Origin of the sequence: Micromonospora sp. NPDC002575 (genome assembly GCF_042889525.1) — a bacterium.
GTDB classification, from domain to species: Bacteria; Actinomycetota; Actinomycetes; order Mycobacteriales; family Micromonosporaceae; genus Micromonospora; species Micromonospora carbonacea.
Window position 1 is genome coordinate 91,239 of record NZ_JBIARA010000007.1, and the last position, 18,767, is coordinate 110,005.

17 protein-coding genes are annotated in these 18,767 nt (G+C 74.4%); 8 read left to right on the plus strand and 9 right to left on the minus strand.

All coding sequences use genetic code 11. The features are described from left to right. Positions 1-21 precede the first annotated feature (21 nt). Together ACFYWL_RS13360 and ACFYWL_RS13365 are read left to right on the plus strand one after the other, a co-directional pair. Positions 22-1,254: a serine hydrolase domain-containing protein gene (locus ACFYWL_RS13360; RefSeq protein ID WP_386971586.1), complete on the plus strand. Its 1,233-nt coding sequence runs from the start codon at positions 22-24 to the stop codon at positions 1,252-1,254. Positions 1,255-1,337: 83 nt separating this feature from the next. Beyond that, on the plus strand, positions 1,338-1,982 hold the full coding sequence (locus ACFYWL_RS13365; protein ID WP_386971589.1) for an NAD(P)-dependent oxidoreductase: 645 nt from the start codon (positions 1,338-1,340) through the stop codon (positions 1,980-1,982). Between the two features lie 21 nt (positions 1,983-2,003). On the opposite strand, the gene ACFYWL_RS13370 is transcribed toward ACFYWL_RS13365, so the two are convergent. The 3 genes from ACFYWL_RS13370 to ACFYWL_RS13380 form a co-directional block, all read right to left on the minus strand. Further along, the gene (locus ACFYWL_RS13370; RefSeq protein ID WP_386971592.1) at positions 2,004-2,468 is read right to left on the minus strand and encodes a PPOX class F420-dependent oxidoreductase; all 465 of its coding nucleotides are present in this window, start codon (positions 2,466-2,468) and stop codon (positions 2,004-2,006) included. A 23-nt stretch (positions 2,469-2,491) separates the two neighbouring features. Continuing rightward, positions 2,492-3,133 carry a DUF6642 family protein gene (locus ACFYWL_RS13375; protein WP_386971594.1) on the minus strand — a complete coding sequence of 214 codons (642 nt, stop codon included), beginning with the start codon at positions 3,131-3,133 and terminating at the stop codon, positions 2,492-2,494. Positions 3,134-3,405: 272 nt separating this feature from the next. Continuing rightward, complete coding sequence (locus ACFYWL_RS13380) at positions 3,406-3,948, minus strand: hypothetical protein (RefSeq protein ID WP_386971597.1); 543 nt, start codon at positions 3,946-3,948, stop codon at positions 3,406-3,408. 313 nt (positions 3,949-4,261) lie between these two features. On the opposite strand from ACFYWL_RS13380, the gene ACFYWL_RS13385 reads away from it, so the two are divergent. Together ACFYWL_RS13385 and ACFYWL_RS13390 are read left to right on the plus strand one after the other, a co-directional pair. Then, positions 4,262-5,461 carry an endonuclease gene (locus tag ACFYWL_RS13385; protein WP_386971600.1) on the plus strand — a complete coding sequence of 400 codons (1,200 nt, stop codon included), beginning with the start codon at positions 4,262-4,264 and terminating at the stop codon, positions 5,459-5,461. 149 nt (positions 5,462-5,610) lie between these two features. Continuing rightward, on the plus strand, positions 5,611-6,462 hold the full coding sequence (locus ACFYWL_RS13390) for an aldo/keto reductase (RefSeq protein ID WP_386971603.1): 852 nt from the start codon (positions 5,611-5,613) through the stop codon (positions 6,460-6,462). Between the two features lie 24 nt (positions 6,463-6,486). On the opposite strand, the gene ACFYWL_RS13395 is transcribed toward ACFYWL_RS13390, so the two are convergent. Both ACFYWL_RS13395 and ACFYWL_RS13400 read right to left on the minus strand, forming a co-directional pair. Beyond that, on the minus strand, positions 6,487-7,110 hold the full coding sequence (locus tag ACFYWL_RS13395; RefSeq protein ID WP_386971606.1) for a hypothetical protein: 624 nt from the start codon (positions 7,108-7,110) through the stop codon (positions 6,487-6,489). 62 nt (positions 7,111-7,172) lie between these two features. Beyond that, a complete protein-coding gene (locus tag ACFYWL_RS13400; RefSeq protein WP_386971609.1) occupies positions 7,173-7,736 on the minus strand; it encodes a GNAT family N-acetyltransferase in 564 nt (187 codons plus the stop codon). A gap of 112 nt (positions 7,737-7,848) precedes the next feature. Here ACFYWL_RS13400 and ACFYWL_RS13405 point away from each other — a divergent pair, with 112 nt between their 5' ends. Beyond that, positions 7,849-8,757: a cellulose binding domain-containing protein gene (locus ACFYWL_RS13405; protein ID WP_386971612.1), complete on the plus strand. Its 909-nt coding sequence runs from the start codon at positions 7,849-7,851 to the stop codon at positions 8,755-8,757. A gap of 143 nt (positions 8,758-8,900) precedes the next feature. Continuing rightward, positions 8,901-10,328: a hypothetical protein gene (locus ACFYWL_RS13410; protein WP_386971615.1), complete on the plus strand. Its 1,428-nt coding sequence runs from the start codon at positions 8,901-8,903 to the stop codon at positions 10,326-10,328. A gap of 49 nt (positions 10,329-10,377) precedes the next feature. Here ACFYWL_RS13410 and ACFYWL_RS13415 read toward each other — a convergent pair whose 3' ends face one another. From ACFYWL_RS13415 to ACFYWL_RS13430, 4 genes are all read right to left on the minus strand, one after another. Then, positions 10,378-11,694 (minus strand): AAA domain-containing protein, encoded by a 1,317-nt coding sequence (locus ACFYWL_RS13415; RefSeq protein WP_386971617.1) that lies wholly within the window; start codon positions 11,692-11,694, stop codon positions 10,378-10,380. Positions 11,695-11,710: 16 nt separating this feature from the next. Then, positions 11,711-12,559, minus strand: a complete 849-nt coding sequence (locus tag ACFYWL_RS13420; RefSeq protein WP_386971620.1) for a sugar phosphate isomerase/epimerase family protein — start codon at positions 12,557-12,559, stop codon at positions 11,711-11,713. Between the two features lie 891 nt (positions 12,560-13,450). Next, positions 13,451-13,825 carry a membrane protein insertion efficiency factor YidD gene (gene yidD / locus ACFYWL_RS13425; RefSeq protein ID WP_386971623.1) on the minus strand — a complete coding sequence of 125 codons (375 nt, stop codon included), beginning with the start codon at positions 13,823-13,825 and terminating at the stop codon, positions 13,451-13,453. A 45-nt stretch (positions 13,826-13,870) separates the two neighbouring features. Next, complete coding sequence (locus ACFYWL_RS13430; RefSeq protein ID WP_386971626.1) at positions 13,871-15,037, minus strand: hypothetical protein; 1,167 nt, start codon at positions 15,035-15,037, stop codon at positions 13,871-13,873. 265 nt (positions 15,038-15,302) lie between these two features. On the opposite strand from ACFYWL_RS13430, the gene ACFYWL_RS13435 reads away from it, so the two are divergent. Both ACFYWL_RS13435 and ACFYWL_RS13440 read left to right on the plus strand, forming a co-directional pair. Continuing rightward, complete coding sequence (locus ACFYWL_RS13435) at positions 15,303-16,856, plus strand: gluconokinase (RefSeq protein WP_386971629.1); 1,554 nt, start codon at positions 15,303-15,305, stop codon at positions 16,854-16,856. A 49-nt stretch (positions 16,857-16,905) separates the two neighbouring features. After that, the gene (locus ACFYWL_RS13440) at positions 16,906-18,465 is read left to right on the plus strand and encodes an SLC13 family permease (protein ID WP_386971632.1); all 1,560 of its coding nucleotides are present in this window, start codon (positions 16,906-16,908) and stop codon (positions 18,463-18,465) included. Positions 18,466-18,767 lie beyond the last annotated feature (302 nt).

Here is an 18,767-nt window from a genome sequence, read left to right on the forward strand (position 1 = left end):
ACCGGCTAGTAGGTTCGGTGGGTGAGCCTGGTCCCCCGCACCGACCCCGACCGCATCGGCTTCGATCCCGCGCGGCTCGCGCGCATCGACGAGCACTTCGGCAGGTACGTCGACGACGGCCGCCTCGCCGGCTGGCAGATCGTCGTCACCCGCCGGGGCGAGATCGCCCACTCCGCCACCTACGGCATGCGCGACCGGGAGGCCGGCCTGCCCGTCGAGCCGGACACCATCTGGCGCGTCTACTCGATGACCAAGCCGATCACCTCCGTGGCGGCGATGATGCTGTGGGAGGAGGGCCGCTTCGAGCTCACCGACCCGATCGGCCGCTGGCTGCCCGAGTTCGCCGACGTCCGGGTCTACGACAAGGGGCCGGTGACCAAGCCGTACACGGTGCCGGCGGTCGAGCCGATCCGGATCTGGCACCTGCTGACCCACATGTCCGGCCTGACGTACGGCTTCGCCCAGGTCTCCGTCGTCGACGGCCTGTACCGGGCGGCCGGCTTCGACCTCGGCGTGCCCGCCGGGGCCGACCTGGCCGCCGCCAGCCGGGGGCTGGCCCGGCTGCCGCTGCTGTTCCAGCCCGGCGCCGGCTGGAACTACGGGGTCTCCACCGACGTGCTCGGCCGGCTGATCGAGGTCGTCTCCGGGCAGCGGCTCGACGAGTTCCTCGCCGCACGGATCTTCCGGCCGCTGGGCATGGCCGACACCGGCTGGTGGGTCGAGGAGGCCGACGCCAAGCGGCTCGCCGCGCTCTACTTCCCGCACCCCGCGACCGGGCAGGCCATCCGGGCCGACGCGCTCGGCCGGCTCGCGCTGGCCGCGCCCGACTTCCTCTCCGGGGGCGGCGGGCTGGTCTCCACCGCCGCCGACTACCACCGGTTCACCCAGTGCCTGCTGCGCGGCGGGGAACTGGACGGCGTACGCCTGCTCGGGCCCCGCACGGTGCGCTTCATGACCCGCAACCACCTGCCCGACGGCCGCGACCTGGCCTCATACTCGCCGGCCGGCTTCGCCGAGACCGTTCTCGACGGCATCGGCTTCGGCCTCGGCTTCGCCGTGGTCCAGGACCCGGTCCCGTCCCGGGTGCCGAGCAGCGTCGGCGAATACTACTGGGGCGGGATGGCCAGCACCGCGTTCTGGGTCGACCCGGTGGAGGAGGTCACGGCGATGCTGTTCACCCAGCTCATGCCGTCGAGCACCCACCCGCTGCGGCCCCAGCTGCGCCAGCTCGTCTACTCCGCCCTGGTCGACTGAACCGAGCCGGGCCGGTGGTCCCGCCGCCGGCCGGGATCGCCGGAACGACGCCGCCGGGCCCGGCGGGCTCCTAGCCTGGGGCCATGAGCAACGTCGTGGTGTTCGGCGCCGGGGGCACGGCGGGTTCGCGGATCACCGCCGAGGCGGTCGCCCGGGGCCACCGGGTGACCGCGGCCGTGCGCCGCCCCGAGGCGACCGGCTACCTGCCGTCCGGGGTCGACCTGGTCACCGGGGACGTCACCTCGGCGCACAGCGTGCGGGAGCTGGCCCCGGCCGCCGACGTCATGGTCGTCGCCGTGGGCGGCGACGAAGGCCGGGCGCTGTGGCGGGACGCGGCCGAGAACCTCGTCACGGTGCTGCGGGACGTGCCGAACCCGCCCCGGATCATCCACGTCGGCGGCGGGGCGACCCTGCTGACGCCGGGCGGCACCCCGTACCTGGAGGAGCCGGACTTCCCCGAGGAGTACCGGGACTCCGCCCTGGGCCAGGCCGATGCCCTGGCCTGGTACCGCTCGGCGGCCGACGGGGTGCGGTGGACGTACGTCTCCCCGCCGCCGCTGGAGTTCCACCCCGGTGAGCGCACCGGCCGCTACCGCACCGGCCTCGACGAGCCGGTCACCGACGAGCGGGGACGCGCGGCGCTGAGCTACGAGGACCTGGCCGTCGCCGTCGTCGACGAGATCGAGAACCCGCGCTTCGAGAACATGCGCTTCACCGCCGGCTACTGAGCGGGGCCCCGTGCGCACCGCTCAGTCGGCGAGGCGGGCCGGGAAGCCACCGGTGGCGATCGGGCCCCAGCCGTCGATGGTGACCCGGATGAGCGACTTGCCCTGCCGGACCATCGCCGCCCGGTACTCGTCCCAGTCGGGGTGCTCGCCGGAGATGCTGCGGAAGTATTCGACCAGGGGCTCCAGCGCCTCGGGCAGGTCGAGCACCTCGGCGGTGCCGTCCACCTGCACCCAGGGCCCGTCCCAGTCGTCGGAGAGGACGCAGGCCGACACGCGCGGGTCCCGCCGGATGTTGCGGGCCTTGGCCCGTTCGGGATAGGTGGAGATCACCAGCCGGCCCTCGGGGTCCACGCCGCAGGCCACCGGGGAGGACTGGGGCCGGCCGTCGGACCGGGTGGTCATCAGCAGGACCCGGTGCCGGGGACGGACGAAGTCGAGCAGGGCGGCCCGGTCGACCCGGGTGCTGCTCGCGATGCTGCGTGCCATACCCGTTTCTACCAGCAGCACCGTCAGCGGGGCCGGGCGGTGCCGCGCCCCGCCGTGGGCTGGGCGGGCACCCGGGGCCGGACCGTGGGCCGCCAGGCCCGGCCGTTGGCGTAGATCACCCGGAAGCCCAGGTACGCCGCCAGCGGCGCCCAGTGCGCCGAGCCCATCCGCAGCTCGGCGGCGTTGTGCCGCTGCCCGTTGGCCAGCACGTCGAGCAGCACCGTCTCGAACGCCGCCGACTCCACCCAGTCGACCTCCCGGGTGAACCCGCAGATCAGCGCCGCGCCGGTCTCGTCGAGGAAGTCGCGCAGCGCGGCGTCGGACGCCCGCAGCACCGAGCAGCTGCCGAAGTAGAGCCGGCGGCCGTCGCAACGGCCGGCCATCCGCTCGGCGACGTCGGAGAGGTCGACCGAGTCCCAGTCGGTGAGGCAGAGGCGGCTCGGCTCGCCGTGCATGGCGAAGAAGCCCACCCGGTAGTCGGCGTACTGCTTGAGCAGCCAGCGGTCGAGGAAGTAGAACAGCTCGTCGCGGGTCGCCGCGTCCTTGTGGATGAACCGGATCTTGCCCAGCCGTTCGAGGAGTTCCAGGGTCGGCAGGACGGACCCGCGTTCGTTAAGGTCGCGGTGCCACTGCCCCTCGACACAGAAGACACCACCGCGCGCCACCAGCCACCTCCCCGAGCCCCCGCTGACGTTACCGCCAGCCGCCGCCACCTCGGGGATCACCCTCCGTGCGGGCCGGCTGCGAGCCCGCCGCCCCGTCCCGTCGTCGCGTCGTCGCGTCGTCGCGGCGCAAGATCGCGCTCGATCACGGACCGAGTGGCCTCGCGGGGCGCAGGAGGCCACTCGATCCGTGATCGAGCAGGACCTTGCCCGGACCGCGCCGGCCCGGTCGCGGGATGTCACCCACGACCGGGCCGGCGGGGCACGCTCGCCCGTCAGCTCGCCCGTGGCCAGCGCGGCGCGGCGACGCCGGGCGGCGGCGCCGGCCGGCCGGGAAGGCCGGGCCGGACCACGGGCCGCCCGGTGGGCACGGCGACCCGCCCGGGAGGCGTCGGCAGCCGTCCCGGCGGAGCAGGCATCCGTCCGCCGGCCGCGGAGACCCGGCCCGGCGGCATGGGCGTCCGCCCGGCCGGGTTGGCGGCCCGCCCCGGGGGTGTCGGGCCGCGCCCGGACTGCGCAGCCGCCGGGTGGGCGGCGGGCCGGTCGGCGCGCGACGGACCGGTCGCCGTGAACGGGAACGGCACGTGCACGAACGGGTTCCCGTGCCGGATCAGGGCGTCGATCTGACGCCCGTTGAGGCCGTGGGCCTCCAGCACCCGCCGGCCCCACCGGTGCAGCCGGCAGGGATACGACGCGCCGTCGTTACGGCACAGCGGCCCCGACGGCCACTCCTCCGCGGTGTGCACCACCACCGCCCGGACCGCGAGCCGGACGTCCTCGGGTGTCAGGGACGCCGGGACCGGCACCTCACCCAGCACTTGGTCGATGGGATCCGTCGACTGCTCACCAACTCGCACGGCAGGCCTCCCGCAGCTCGGCAGCGGTGCGGCCGACCCGCCGCACCACATCCTCGCGCAGTGGTACGGCGCGCAGCGGCGAGGAGTTCAATCGCGGTAGGCGGTCACCCGACCAAGGTCATGACGGGCTCGTGGCGGTATCCGGGGCGGATGATCACGCCAGGTCGCCGACCTGGAGTCGATCAAGCACTCGGCCGTGGGCAGGGGTTTCACCCCCGTAAAGTTCCCCGGCGCTCTCCCGCTGTTCACGCCAGCGCCGATAGCATCGCTGACCATGAATACAAAGAGCGTCACCCGCTCGCGATCCGGGCGGTTGATCACGGCGTTCGCACTGGCCGTCACGGTGCTGACACCCGTCGTGGCGAGCACCACCGCGTCGGCGGCCACCACGCTGACCGTGGCACAGGCGCTGGCCGCCCAGGACGGGCGCACGGCCACCGTCACCGGGTTCGTCATCGGCCAGCCGACGGCGACGACCACGGTGATCACCTCCGGCTACACGGCGGACACGGCGATCGCCATCGCCGACACCGCCGCCGAGACCAGCACGAGCAGGATGCTCTACGTCCAGGTGACGGCCGCGTACCGCAGCGCCTTCGGGCTGCTGACCAACCCGGGGCTGCGCGGCAGGCAGGTCACCGCCACCGGGGCGCTGACCGCGTACTTCAGCCACGGCGGGCTGAAGAACCCGACCGCGCTGAGCCTCGGCGGCGGCACCCCGAGCCCGTCGCCGACGCCCACCGCGTCGCCCCACCCGTCGCCCAGCCCGACCGGCAGCGGCCCGTACGACTCGACGTACTACGCCAGCGCCGTCGGCAAGACCGGCAGCGCGCTGCGCAGCTCGCTGCACGCCATCATCAGGACGCAGACGAAGCTCAACTACGACCAGGTGTGGGAGGCGCTGAAGGACACCGACCAGGATCCGGCCAACGCCAACAACGTGCTGCTGCTCTACAGCGGCCGGTCGCAGAGCAAGGCCAGCAACGGCGGCGGGGCGAACGACTGGAACCGCGAGCACGTCTGGGCCAAGTCGCACGGCGACTTCGGCACCGCCACCGGCCCCGGCACCGACGTGCACCACCTGCGCCCCGAGGACGTCTCGGTCAACTCGACGCGCGGCAACAAGGACTTCGACACCGGCGGCAGCGGCGTGTCCGAGTGCGCCGGCTGCTACTCCGACGCCGACTCGTTCGAGCCGCGCAACGCGGTCAAGGGTGACGTCGCCCGGATGATCATGTATATGGCGATCCGGTACGAGGGCGACGACGGCTGGCCGAACCTGGAGATCAACAACTCGGTGTCCAACGGCACGTCCCCGTACCACGGGAAGCTGTCGGTGCTGCTCGCCTGGAACCTGGCCGACCCGCCGGACGCCTTCGAGAAGCGCCGCAACCAGGTCATCTACGATCGCTGGCAGGGCAACCGCAACCCGTTCGTCGACCACCCGGAGTGGGCCACCGCCATCTGGGGCTGACCCCGCCCGGGGCCACCCGGTTGTCGCGGATCACCCCGTCCCGGTCGTGCGGAGACGACCGGGACGGGGTAGGACCAACCGGGTGGCACGGCCCGGGCCGCGCGGCCCCCGCGCGGCCCGGGCCCCTGACGATGGGAGAGACGGCCGACATGGCGAACACGGTTCCCGACATCGCGCTCAACGACGGCAACACCATCCCCCAGCTCGGCTTCGGGGTCTACCAGATCCCGCCGCAGGACACCGCCGAGGCCGTCGGCCGGGCCCTGGAGATCGGCTACCGGCACATCGACACCGCCGAGATGTACGGCAACGAGGCCGAGGTGGGCCAGGCGGTGCGCGCCTCCGGCCTGGACCGGGGCGAGGTCTTCGTCACCAGCAAGCTGAACAACAGCTTCCACCGGCCCGACGACGCCCGCCGCGCGTTCGACTCCACGCTCGCCGCGCTGAAGATGGACCACATCGACCTGTTCCTGATCCACTGGCCGCTGCCCACCCTCTACGACGGCGACTTCGTCTCCACCTGGAAGGTCCTGGAGGAGTTCCGGCGCGACGGCCGGGCCCGCTCGATCGGCGTGTCGAACTTCCAGGTGCCGCACCTGGAGCGGCTGGCCGCCGAGGCCGACGTGGTGCCCGCGGTCAACCAGATCGAGGTGCATCCCTACCTCGGCAACGAGGAGGTGCGCGCGTACGGCCACGCGCACAACATCCTCACCCAGGCGTGGTCGCCGATCGCCCAGGGCGCGGTGCTCGACGATCCGACCCTCGTCGACATCGCCGAGGAACTCGGGCGCACCGTCGCCCAGGTGGTGCTGCGCTGGCACGTGCAGCGCGGCGACATCGTCTTCCCCAAGTCGGTCGACCCGAAGCGGATGGCGGAGAACTTCCAGATCTTCGACTTCGAGCTGGACGACGCGACGATGGAGCGGATCACCAGCCTGGACCGGGGCGAGGCCGGCCGGCAGGGCCCCAACCCGGACACCTTCGACTACGTGCCCGCCTGAGCGGGCGACCCCGGCGGCGGGCTGCTACGGCAGGCCCGCCGCCGGCGCGTCCGCGGCGGGCCGCCAGCGGTCGAAGGTGTCCGGCAGGTGGATGCGGTCGGCGGGCACCCCGGCGGCGAGCAGCCGCAGCCGCGCGCCGGCCACCATCGGCGGCGGCCCGCACAGGTGCACCTCCTGGTCACCCGAGAGGTGGCGCAGGGCGACGGTGAGCGCGTCGCCCCGCTCGGCGGGGCCGGCCGCCGGGTCGTGGGAGTACGCGGGCACCACGGTCAGCCACTCGTGGGCGGCCTCCAGCTCCGCCAGGGTGGCCCGGTCGTACAGGTCGGCCGGGGTGCGGGCCCCGGCGACCAGGGTCACCCGCCGGCCGTCGGGGGCGGCGGCGAGCTGCTCGACGAGGGCGCGCAGCGGCGCCAGCCCGGTGCCGCCGGCGGCCAGCCGGCCCAGCGTGGCGAAGACCACGGTGTGGTCCCGCTCGGGCAGCCGCCCGGGGAGGCGGTCACTCACGGTGTCCAGGAAGTTGGCGGCGGCCCGGTCGACGGCGGCGGCGGTCGCCGCCCAGGACGGCCCGAGGTCGGCGCTCACCGCCCGGATCGTCTCCGCCACCCTGACCGTCGGCCCCGCACGCAGCTCCGTCGTCTCCACGGCCATGGGTACGGACGGTGACCATCGACGGTTCATCCCGTTGACCGAGGGTGACGTGTCGATGACTCCTACGGCCGCCGACGGGCCTGCCACTCGCGGGCCAGGATCGCGAAGACGAGCCGGTCGGCCCACTCCCCCCGGAACCGGTAGCTCTCGACGTGGCGGGCCTCCTGGCGCATGCCGAGCCGGGCCATCAGCCGGGCGGACGCCTCGTTGCGGGCGTGGCACCGCGCGTAGACCCGGTGCAGCCCGAACCCGTCGAAGCCCCAGTCCAGCAGGGCCGTGGCGGCCTCCGCGGCCAGCCCGCGCCCCTGGTGGTCGGGGTGCAGGACGTACCCGAGCTCGGCCGTGCGGTCGGCCGCGCTGCGCCAGACCAGCTCGACGGTCCCGATCACCCGCGCGGCGGCGACCACGGCCAGGGTGAGGCAGTCGCCCTCGGCGCGCAGCGCGTCCTCGCCCGTCATGGCGGCCACCGAGGCCCGCGCCTGCGCGCGGGTGCGCGGCCCGGCGTCGAGCATCCAGCGGGTGACGTCGGGCCGGCTCTGGTAGGCGTGCACGTCGTCGAGGTCGTCCGGCGTGACCGGGCGCAGGGCCAGCCGCGGGGTGCGGATCGGATAGGTCGGACGGAACATCGGCCGATCGTAGGGGCCTCGGCGCGGTCCCGCCGCCCCTGGACGCTCGGCCGGCCGCATCGGGCCGGTCGGCCATATCCATCGACAACCATCGAGCAATAGGCTGGCGGTCATGCGTGCCCGCCGCGTCACCGCCGCAGCCGCCGTCGCCGGCCTGCTGAGCCTGCTCGCCGTCACCGCCGCCCGCGCCGACGACGGCCCGGCCCTCACCACGCCCGGCGCGCCGGTCGTCGTGGCCAACGAGCCGCACCAGCTCACCCTCGCCTGGGCGCCGTCGGCGTGGGTGGGCGAGCCGGGCGGCACCGAACCCATCACGTACGAGGTGCTGATGCCGCTGGGCCCCAACACGTACCGGGGTCTGGGCAGCACGCAGACGCCCTCGATCACGCTGACCGCCCTGCCGCCGGGCACCGAGTACCGGGTCGCCATCCAGGCCCACACCCTCGGCGGATACTCCGGCACGTCGGCGGCCACCGACCTGCGCACCGCGTACGGCCGGGCGAAGGTCAGCTACCTCAACCTCGACTGGGCCCCGACGGACAACCAGGTCAGCTTCGTCACCCAGGTCGTCAACACCGGCGCGCAGCCGCTCGACCTGCGCACCGTCCGGGTCGACTACCACCTGACCTTCGAGGGCGGCAACACGTCCCTGGTGACGCAGTGCGACTGGGCGGCGCTGGGCTGCGACCGGATCCAACGGCAGCTCTTCTACTACCTGCCGCCCGCGCCGCCGCCCCCGCCCCCGGGCAGCAGCCCCACGCCGGTCCCCACCGCAACGCGGTACCCGGTGCCGGGAACGCCCGTGCCCGGCCACGTCCGGCTCACCTTCACCGGCGGCACCCTCGCCCCCGGCGAGTCGAGCGGGCCGATCCAGCTCCGGTTCCACCAGCAGAACTGGACCGCCATCGACGAGCGGGACGACCCGAGTTGGCGGGCCGCCACCGGGGCCTGGGCCGACAACAGCCGGATCACCCTCGACGTCGACGGCGTCCGCGAGTTCGGCGACCAGTACGCCGGCTGAACCCGGCGGGAACTACCTTTAAGTAGGTTGGCGGGCCGCTGCGCGTATGCCCCTGATTCGCCCCGCCCTGAGGTAGCTTCTACTCCGCGCGCGACACCCTTCTTGGACGACGCAATCCCGATCGTCCACATTCACTTTCCCTCGTGAAGGGCCCGACGGCGGACATGGGCGAACCCCTCGAACCTTACGTACCCGACCCCACGCTCAGGGCGGCGCTGGAGGACTTCGGGCAGCAGTGCGACCGGGAGATCAGCGTCCCGCCGCAGACGCGCCTCGACCGGGGCTACGGAGGCGGCACACTCTTCGTCGCGAGGCTCGGCGAGCCGGCGCCGCCGGGCCGGGAGCCCGCCCGGAAGGTCTTCGTCAAGGTCCTGCCGGCCCGCTCGCGGCACCGGGAGGTGCGGGGCCAACAGCGGCCGAGGGCCGCCCTGGGCGACTTCGCCCGGCAGCACCTGGCCGAGCAGATCTTCCCGCCGATCGACCTGCGCGACGGCCGGCGGCTGATGTTCCAGGAACCGACCAGCGACTTCCAGGAGACGACCGACGACGACGCCCGGGTGCGGGGCCTGGACGAGCTGGACGGCGAGGACCTGCTCGCCGCGTTCCGGGCCGTGCTGGAGGCGGTGCTGCACGAGTGGAACGGCGTCGTGCCGGCCCCCGGAAGGACCGGCCCGCCGACCCGGGAGACCACCCTCGGCCCGTACCTCGAACGGGAGCTGCGGGCCGCCGGCGCGTGGGAGAAGATTCATCACGCGATGAGCATCTTCGGGTTCCACAGTGACGCCGAGTCGCTGATCATCGACTCGCGGCCCCTGCCGAACCCGCTGCGGGCCGTCGGCCCCACGTCGCCGCACCACCGCCAGCCGGTCCGCTTCCATGCCGGCTTCGCCCACGGTGACCTGCACGGCGGCAACGTGCTCGTGCCCTGCGGGGCCGACGGCCGGCCGCGCCCCGAGCGGTTCTCGCTGGTCGGGTTGAGCGCCGTCGACGCGGAGGCCCCGCTGACCCGCGACGTCGCCGCCCTGCTGCTGGCCACCGTGCTCCGGTACGTCCCGAGCCTCAGCCGGGACGAGTCCGAGGCGCTGATCGACTATCTGGTCCACCCTCAGCGGGGACGGCCGGGCACGCTGGCCGGGCCCGTGGCGGAGCTCGTCCGGATCGCCGACGAGGTGGGCGCCGCGTACGCCCAGCCGCTCGCGGGGCCGGCGACCTGGCGCAGGCAGGCCCGCCTCTCCCTGATCGCCCAGGCCCTGACCTGCACCACCTTCGAGGACCTGCGGCCCGACCGGGGCCTGTGGTGCCTCCGGCTGGCGGCCCGCGCCATGCAGGCCCACCTCGACGAGAACCCTGTCGGGTACGCCGCCGCGGCGGCACCGCCCGCTGATCCGGCCGCTCCGGTCACCGCCGTGGGCAGGTGGCCGGTGAGCCCGCCGAACGCCGTTGCTCCCGCCGTCCCGGCGGCGCGGACGGGAGCGTCAGCGCGCCATTTGCTTCTGTGGTGCGCGCTCGCGGCAGCGCTGCTAGCCCTGGCAGGCGTCACAGCATGGGCGCTCGCCCCGGGCCACACCTGATAGATCTTGGAAGCGAACGGCCCCTCCAGGGGCCCAGAACTTCCAAGATCTACCCCAACCTCCCGTGCAGGTGGTCGAGGATCGCCTGGTTGGCCTGCCAGCCGTCGGGGAACTTCACCGGCACGTCGAGGTGCACCGGCTCGGTCGACGGGTGCGCGTCAAGCAGCTCCACGATGCCCGCCCGCGCCACCACCACGCACGCGTGCCGGTGCCGGGACGTCAGCACGCACAGCCGCCCCGACTCCAGGTGGAACGCGGTCGCGTCCCGCCGGCCCGACAGCGGGTGCAGCACGATCGTCACGTCGTACTCGCGGCCCTGGAGCCGGTTGGCGGTGTCCACGGTGACGTCCGCCCCGGCCGCGCCCAGGTGCGCGCGGATGGCCGCGACCTGGTCGCGGTGCGCGGCCCCGACGGCGATCCGGTCGGCGGTGACCGGCGCGCCGGCCGGCGCGTGCTCGGAGACGGCGACCGCGCCGCGCGCCAGCACCCGCAGCGCCAGCGCGGCGCACGCGGCGGCGGCCTCCGAGTCGGTACGCGGGGTGTGCCGCTCCGGCAGCTCGTACAGCGCCCAGCCCGTCGCCGCCGCCAGCTCCACCGCCGCGTCGACGGCGTCCCCCGGCCCGGCGTCGGTGAACGCGAGCACCCGGTCGTCGCGGCCGGTGCCCGCCCGGAACCCGGTGAACGGGTAGAACGCCGCCGCGACCACCGGCGCCGCCGACGCGGGCAGCCGCCACGACACCGGCAGCCGGTGCACCGGCAACTGCGGGTTGTGCCGCAGCAGCACCGCCACCGCCGACTGCATCGGATCCCAGGTCAGGCCCGTCCAGCGCACGGTCTCGACCGTGGAGAACGGGTCGAGCTGCCCGGGATCCCCCACGAACAACGCCCGCTCGAACCTGCCGGCCACGCGCAACAATGCGTCAGACCGCATCTGGTACGCCTCGTCGACGATCGCCCACGGCCAGCAGCCCTCGGTGACCATGGCCCACTTGGCGGCCGTACCGATGACGACGGCCGGCTCGCCGAGGTCGGCGACCTTCGCGGCCACCCGGACCGTCGGGTGGCCCTTCACCCGGTCGGTCGGCCTGTACTCCGTGGCGGAGAGCCGGCCGATGCGCAGCCCGGGGGCCCTGCGGGCGAGCCGGTCGATGAGGTCGTCGACCTGCTCGTTGGTCTGCGCGACGATGATCAGCGGCTCGCCGGCGGCGGCCAGCTCGACCGCGGCGCGGACGACGAGGGTCGACTTGCCGGCGCCGGGCGGCGAGTCGACGACGACGCCCCGGTGGTCACCGGAACGCAGGTCATCCAGCACCGCCGTGACGACCCGCTCCGCCTCGACGGACGGCGGCACCTCCAGCCCGAGCATCGACTCTCCCCCCTGGTCACCGGAGATTACGCCCGGTCAGGCCGCGCAGGAACGCCAACCCCTCGACGGCGAGGGCGTCGGGGCCGGCGGCGAGGGGCCGCCACACGGACATCGGCACGGCCAGTGCCTCGGCGGTGAACGACTCGATGCTCACCTGGCCGCAGTAGCCGATGCCGGTCAGCGCGTCGAACATCCCCGGCCAGTCGAGGTGGTCGCCGCCGGGCGTCCCCCGGTCGTTGCCGCACACCTGGACGTGCGCGAGGTGGTCGCCGGCCAGCCGGATGGCGGCCGGCAGGTCGCGTTCCTCGATGTTCAGGTGGAAGGTGTCCAGGGCGAGGCCCAGGCCGGGGACGCCGTCCACCACCTCCAGCGCCTGCTCGACGGTGTTGATCAGGCTCGTCTCGAACCGGTTGAGCGGTTCGAGGGCGATCGTCACGCCCTGCCCGGCGGCCTCGTCGGCCAGCGGCCGGAGCCGCGCCACGAGGCGGGCGGTGGCGGCCCGCCGGGCGTCCGCGTCGAGCAGCCACCGCCGGCCGGCCGGGGCGTAGAGCGGGCCCGCCACCACGGCGGCGCCCACCCGGCCCGCGACCTGCACGCAGTGCCGCACGAACTCCTCCGTACGCCGCACGACCTCCTCGTCGTCGGCGAGCAGGTCGTGCCCGGGCAGCAGGCCGGCGCAGACGGCGGGAGCCAGCTCCAGCCCGGCGAGCAGGTCGGCCGCCGACGCGGGATCCCAGTCGCCGGGCGCCTGGACGGTCAGCTCGACGGCGTCGAAGCCCCACGCCCTGATCCGTGGGGCCAGCCGGGCAAGCGCCTCGTCGGTCAGCGGCGCCACCCACGCCCACGTGTTGATGCCGATCCGCATCCAAACCCTCTCGCCGCAAGATCAACGGGACTCGTCGACTGTAGAGCGTCGCCGCCCAACCACACGCCCAGCCCGCCCCCGCCCTCGCCCCGGTGCTGGCCCCGGTGCTGCACCGGGCCCGCCTCGCCTCGCCTCGGTGATCAAGAGGTTTGCGTCATCGTCGAGATCAACTCTGACACTTTTCTCTTGATCACCGAGGCGGAAGACGCAGCCGGCGGGCTGCCGTCACCAAGGGGCGCGGGGGCTGGCCGCAGACGTACCCCTGATAGTGCGATTGGTGGTGGTGGCGCAGGGCGGGTGAGGGTGAACGCGTTGCTGCCCTGCGACCGCACCGACAGCGGGCCGCCGCTGGAGCCACCGCCCATCACGCACTCGACGCCCCACTGGCCGGGCGGCGCCGGCCAATCCTCGGTCGCCTGCTGCTTCACCGCTGGGCCCGTGTAGAGGGCAAGGCGTTCACCGGTGTACTCGGGCAGCCCTTGGCGGGCCTTGTCCGAGCTGGACCGGGGTAGCCGAACTGGTGCACCACCCGCGCGCCGGGCACGTCGTAACGGCCACGGCGTGGGTGGCGACGGAACCGGGCCTGGCGGCGAAACCGGGCTTGGCGTCGGGACCGGTTTCGCGGCCATGAGCTGCTGAGCGGTACCGGCCAGCGTGGCCGCGACGAGCACGGTGACCGCGCCCGCGACGCCGACTCGGCCGAGCCAGCCGGGAATTGGCTTCGATGTCGTCGCGCGAAGCGTAGGAGCGAAATGTCAGAAAGTCGCGGTGCGGCCCTTCCCTCCCCGACGGCCCGAGCGCCCCGGAGCAGCAACGCATTCTTGGACAGTTGTCGTCGCCAGCGGACAGTCGCCAGCGGACGACAACTGTCCAAGGTCCAGCAGAGGGCGGTCAGCGGACCGGGTCGTGGGTACCCCGGGGCACGTGCGGCTTGCAGCGGCGCAGCCGCTCGGCGGCCATCCGCCCGCCCACGGCCAGGCCGTGCCGCTCGACGGCGGCCAACCCGTACGCGCTGCACGTGGGGGTGTAGCGGCACTGGCCCGGCCAGCGGTGCGACAGCCACCGCCGGTAGCCGAGGATCGCGGCCCGGCCGGCCCGGTCGACGACCGGCGCGCGGGTCGCCCCGGCGGCCACCGAGCCGAGGGTGAGCAGGAACGAGAAGAGCCCGAAGTCGCAGCAGTCCGGGCCGTCGCAGTCGCAGTCGGTGCAGGAGTCCCCGCCGCGCCGCTTCTTCTTGCGGTGGCGGTCCCGCTTGAGGTTGAGCATGCCGACGATGGTGCGACACGCGCGCCACCTGACCGAACGGAGGAGTCAGGTCCAGACGGTACGGCGCAGGCCGTCGTGGGCGGCGCAGACGTCGGCCCGCCCGCCGGTGAGGGTGAGCGCGCCGTCGCGGCACTGCACCAGGTACCCCGTCCCGGCCCAGAAGTCCTGCCCGCAGTCGAAGTAGTCGCACACCCGCACGTCGGGCCGGCGGATGCGGGAGCCGCCGCAGTAGTCGTACCCGAAGGGGTTGGCCGGCGCGCCGCAGAGCGGGTCGCGCTTCGCGGCCGGCGGGCCGGCGGACGGTGCGCCCTGCCGCCGCGGCTTCGACGCCGGCGTCGAGGCGGCGCGGGCGGTGGGGAGCACGGCCGACCCGGGGGTGGGCGCGGCGGTGGCGGCGGCGGCGACGTCCGAGCCGGGCCGCACCGGCGGGTCCGACTCGAACAGCGCCGCGGGCACCAGCAGCGCCGCGGCGGCGGCCACCGCGACGGTACGCCGGCCGCCGGGCACGAGGGAGGTGATCCGGGCCTGGGCGGGGGTGGCGATGGCGGGGCGGAACGGCCGGGTCTGGTCGTGTTCGGCGATCAGCTCGTCGAGCTGGGCGAGCACCGCGCCCCGCTGCTCGATGGCCTCGGCGAATGCCAGGGTGAGGGTGAACCGGAACTCGGCGGCGGCGTCGGCGGGCAGCAGCAGGCCGGAGGTGCGCCGCCGGTCGAGGACCTGGATCAGCGTGACCGGCGCCGCCGGGTCGTGGGCCAGGCCGGTCATCCTCCCGTACGCCCAGTCGCGCCGGCCCCGCCCGCCGAGCAGGACGAGGCGGCGGTCGGTGAGCACGGCGAGGCCGGCGTCGGTGACCTTGACCCCGTCGGGGCGTCGGTGGTGCAGCGCGGACCGGCCGGGGTCGACGCACAGGTCGGGGGCGGGGAGCACGGCGGTGTGCCGCAGCTCGACCAGTTGCACGGCGGGCAGCGCCCAGAACACCCGCTCGCCGGGGGCGAGCTCCAGGGGCAGGCCGGCTCCGGCGGTGGCCTGCCGGCCGAAGTCGGCCGCCGCCGCGCGCAGCCGCCGCAGCTCGTCGTCGCGTCGCCGCCAGGCCCGCTCGGCGTCGCGGTACGTCCGCTGCCGCCGCTCGTTCTGCCGGTGCGCCCACCGGTACCGCCACGTGGAAGCCGTCGAAGGCCGCCAGGTGGAACCCGTCGAATCAGTCTTCGCCACGCCGACTCCTTCGCCGCGCGAGCCACCAACCGGGGTGTCACCCGGATCAACGGCGCCGACGAACCCGACGTACCCGCCGAAACGGGCTAATCACCCGATCGGTGGAACAAACCGCACCGTAGGCGGATGGCAGCGCGCCGGTTCACGTTCCCCGCCGCGAACACGTTCCCCGCCGCGAACCGTGTGGGGAGGTGGATCACTGGGTATCGCCTTCCACAGCCGGGCGCGGCGGGCGTGCCGGCCCCGCCGACGCCGAGGAGGAGCCGTGGCCGACCCGGACCAGCACCCGCGCGTGGTGATCGGGGTCGACATCGGCACCACCAGCACGAAGAGCGTCGCGTACGACACCGACGGGCGGCAGCTCGCCAGCCACTCGGTGGGGTACCCGCTGGACGAGCCGAGCCCCGGCTACGCCGAGCAGGACCCGCTGCTGATCTTCGACGCGGTCGTGGAGACGGTCCGCGCGGTGGTGGCCGAGCTGCCCGGCCCGGTCGCGGGGCTGTCGTTCAGCACCGCGATGCACAGCCTGATCGGGCTGGACGCCGACGGCCAGCCGCTCACCCCGTCGGTGACGTGGGCGGACTCCCGCGCCAGCCGGCAGGCCGAACGGCTGCGCGCCGCCCGGTCGGGGCTGGCGCTGCACCGGCGCACCGGGACCCCGGTGCACCCGATGGCGCCGCTGCCGAAGCTGGTCTGGTTCGCCGAGCAGGAGCCGAAGCTGTTCGAGCGGGTCGCGCACTGGGTCGGCATCAAGGACTACGTGCTGCTGCGGCTGTGCGAGACGCTGGTCACCGACCACTCGGTGGCGTCCGCCAGCGGCCTGATGGACATCCAGACCCGGGCCTGGGACGCCGAGGCGCTGCGGATCGCGGGAATCACCGAGGAGCAGTTGCCGCAGCTCGTGGCGACCACCAGGGTCCTGCCGGGGCTCACCGCCGAGTGCGCCGCCGCCACCGGGCTGCCGGCGGACACCCCGATCGTGGTCGGCGCCGGTGACGGGCCGCTGGCCAACCTGGGGCTCGGCGCGGTGCGCCCGGGCGTGGTGGCCTGCTCGATCGGCACCAGCGGGGCGATGCGGGTGATGGTCGAGCGCCCCGCCGTGGACCCGCTCGGCGGGGTGTTCTGCTATGCGCTGACCGAGGACCGTTGGGTGGTCGGGGGCGCGATCAACAACGGCGGGATCGTCCTGCAGTGGGCCGGCGACGCGCTCGCCCCCGAGCTGGGCGAGGACTCCGAGGAGGAGCTGCTCGCGCTGGCCGCCCGCGCCCCCGCCGGCTCCGGCGGGCTGATCATGCTGCCGTACCTGCTCAGCGAGCGCGCGCCGCACTGGAGCGCGCTGCCGCGCGGGGCGTACGTGGGGCTGACCCACGGCCACCGCCGCGAGCACCTGGTCCGGGCGGCGCTGGAGGGGGTCTGCCAGCAGCTCGCCCTGGTGCTGGCGTCGGTGCGGGCCGCCGGCAACGAGGTGCGGGAGGTGCGGGCCAGCGGCGGGTTCGCCCGCAGCCCGCTGTGGCGGCAGCTGCTCGCCGACGCCCTCGGCATGCCGGTGCGTTTCCCCGCCGGGCACGAGGGGTCGAGCTTCGGCGCGGCGCTGCTGGGCATGCAGGCCCTCGGCCTGATCGCGTCCGTCGACGTCGCCGCCGACCTGGTCCGCATCGACGAGACGGTACGCCCCGACCCGGCCGCCGCCGCCACGTACGCCGCGCTGCTCCCGCTGCACGCGGAGCTGTACGACGCGCTCGTTCCGACGTTCACGTCCCTGCGGCGGCTGGCCCCGAGCCTCCCGCCGGAGCCACCCCCCACCGCCTCACCCATGTGATCGCCCGTGCCGCTGCCGGCGCGGACGCCGTCCGAAGGTCGTGATAACCGTGGTCACACTGCTCGCCGCACCGGCGGAACCCCTCACCGACGCCGGTGACGCCCAACTGATCGTCGCGGCCGTGCTGGGCATCGCCGCGGTGGTGGTCCTGATCGCCTGGGGCAAGGTCCATCCGTTCCTGGCGCTGATCCTCGGCGCGGCCGTGCTCGGCGTCACCGCCGGGGTGGGGGCCGAGGCGATCGTCACCTCGTTCAGCGGCGGCGTCGGCTCCACCGTCGGCGGGGTCGGCCTGCTGATCGCCCTGGGGGCGATGATCGGCGGCCTGCTCGCCGAGTCCGGCGGCGCGGACGGCATCGTCTCCCGCATCGTCGACCGGGTCTCCGGCCCGGCCCTGCCGTGGGCGATGGCCGGGGTGGCCGCCCTGATCGGCCTGCCGCTGTTCTTCGAGGTCGGCGTGGTGTTGCTGGTGCCGATCGTGCTGCTGGTCGCGAAGCGTACCGGCGTGTCGCTGATGAAGGTCGGCATCCCGGCGCTGGCCGGCCTGTCGGTGCTGCACGGCCTGGTCCCGCCGCACCCGGGGCCGCTGGTGGCGATCTCGTCGCTCAACGCCGACCTGGGCCTCACGCTGGGGCTGGGCCTGCTGGTCGCCATCCCGACGGTGATCGTCGCCGGGCCGGTCTTCGGCAACATGATCTCCCGGTACGTGCCCGCGACCATCCCCGAGGCGCTGTTGCCGACCCGCACGCCGGCCGCCGTCGGCGGGGCGGAGCGGGGAGCGGCCGGGCGGGGGGCGGCCGAGCGGGGGGCGGCCGAGCGGGGGGCGGCCGAGCGGCGGCAGGCCGACGTGGACGGCGAGCTGCTCACCGAGGACGACCTGGTCAACCCGGGCACCGGCCGGCCCGGCGCGCCGGTGGACGACACGGGCACCGAGACCGCCCGGCGGGCACCGAAGTTCTGGCCGGCGGTGATCACCGTGCTGCTGCCGGTGGTGCTGATGCTGCTGCGCGCCATCGGCGAGCTGACCCTGGCCGAGGGCACCGCCGGCCGCCGGGTCCTCGACATCGTCGGCACCCCGATCGTGGCGCTGCTGGCCGGGGTGATCGTGGCCATGTTCACCCTCGGCTTCCAGGCCGGGTTCAGCCGCAAGCAGGTCTCGTCGGTGCTCGGCGGATCGCTGCCGCCGATCGCGGGCATCCTGCTGATCGTCGCGGCCGGCGGCGGCTTCAAGCAGGTGCTGGTGGACGCCGGGGTGGGCAACCTGGTGGCCGACGCGGCCAAGGACGCCAGCCTGTCGCCGCTGCTGCTGGGCTGGCTGGTCGCCGTCGGCATCCGGGTCGCCACGGGCTCGGCGACGGTCGCCACGATCACCGCCGCCGGCATCGTCGCCCCGCTCGCCGCGACCATGGACCGCCCGGGGGTGGCCCTGCTGGCCCTGGCGATCGGCTGCGGGTCGCTGTTCTTCTCGCACGTGAACGACGCCGGGTTCTGGCTGGTGAAGGAGTACTTCGGGCTGACCGTCGGGCAGACCATCAAGAGCTGGTCGGTGCTGGAGACGATCATCTCGGTGGTCGGCTTCGCGGGCGTGCTGCTGCTCGACCTGCTGCTGTGAGTTGCTGCTGTGAGCTGCTGTGGTGAGCTGCTGCGGCGGGCGACTTGCTGCCGCCGGATGGCCTGCTCGCGGGGTGTCGGCCGGAGGCGGGATGGTTGTCGCGCTCCCTGGGGAGCTGATGTCGTGGACGACTCGGGCCGGATGGCCTGGCCGGCGCGGCGCTCCCCCGGCCGGATGGCCTGGCCGGCGCGACGCTCCCCCGGCCGGATGGCCTGGACGACGCAGCGCTCCCCGGGAGGACGCCTCGGGCGCGCCGGGCGCCCGGCCGTGATGTCGCAGACGACTCAGCTCCATAGGGGCCG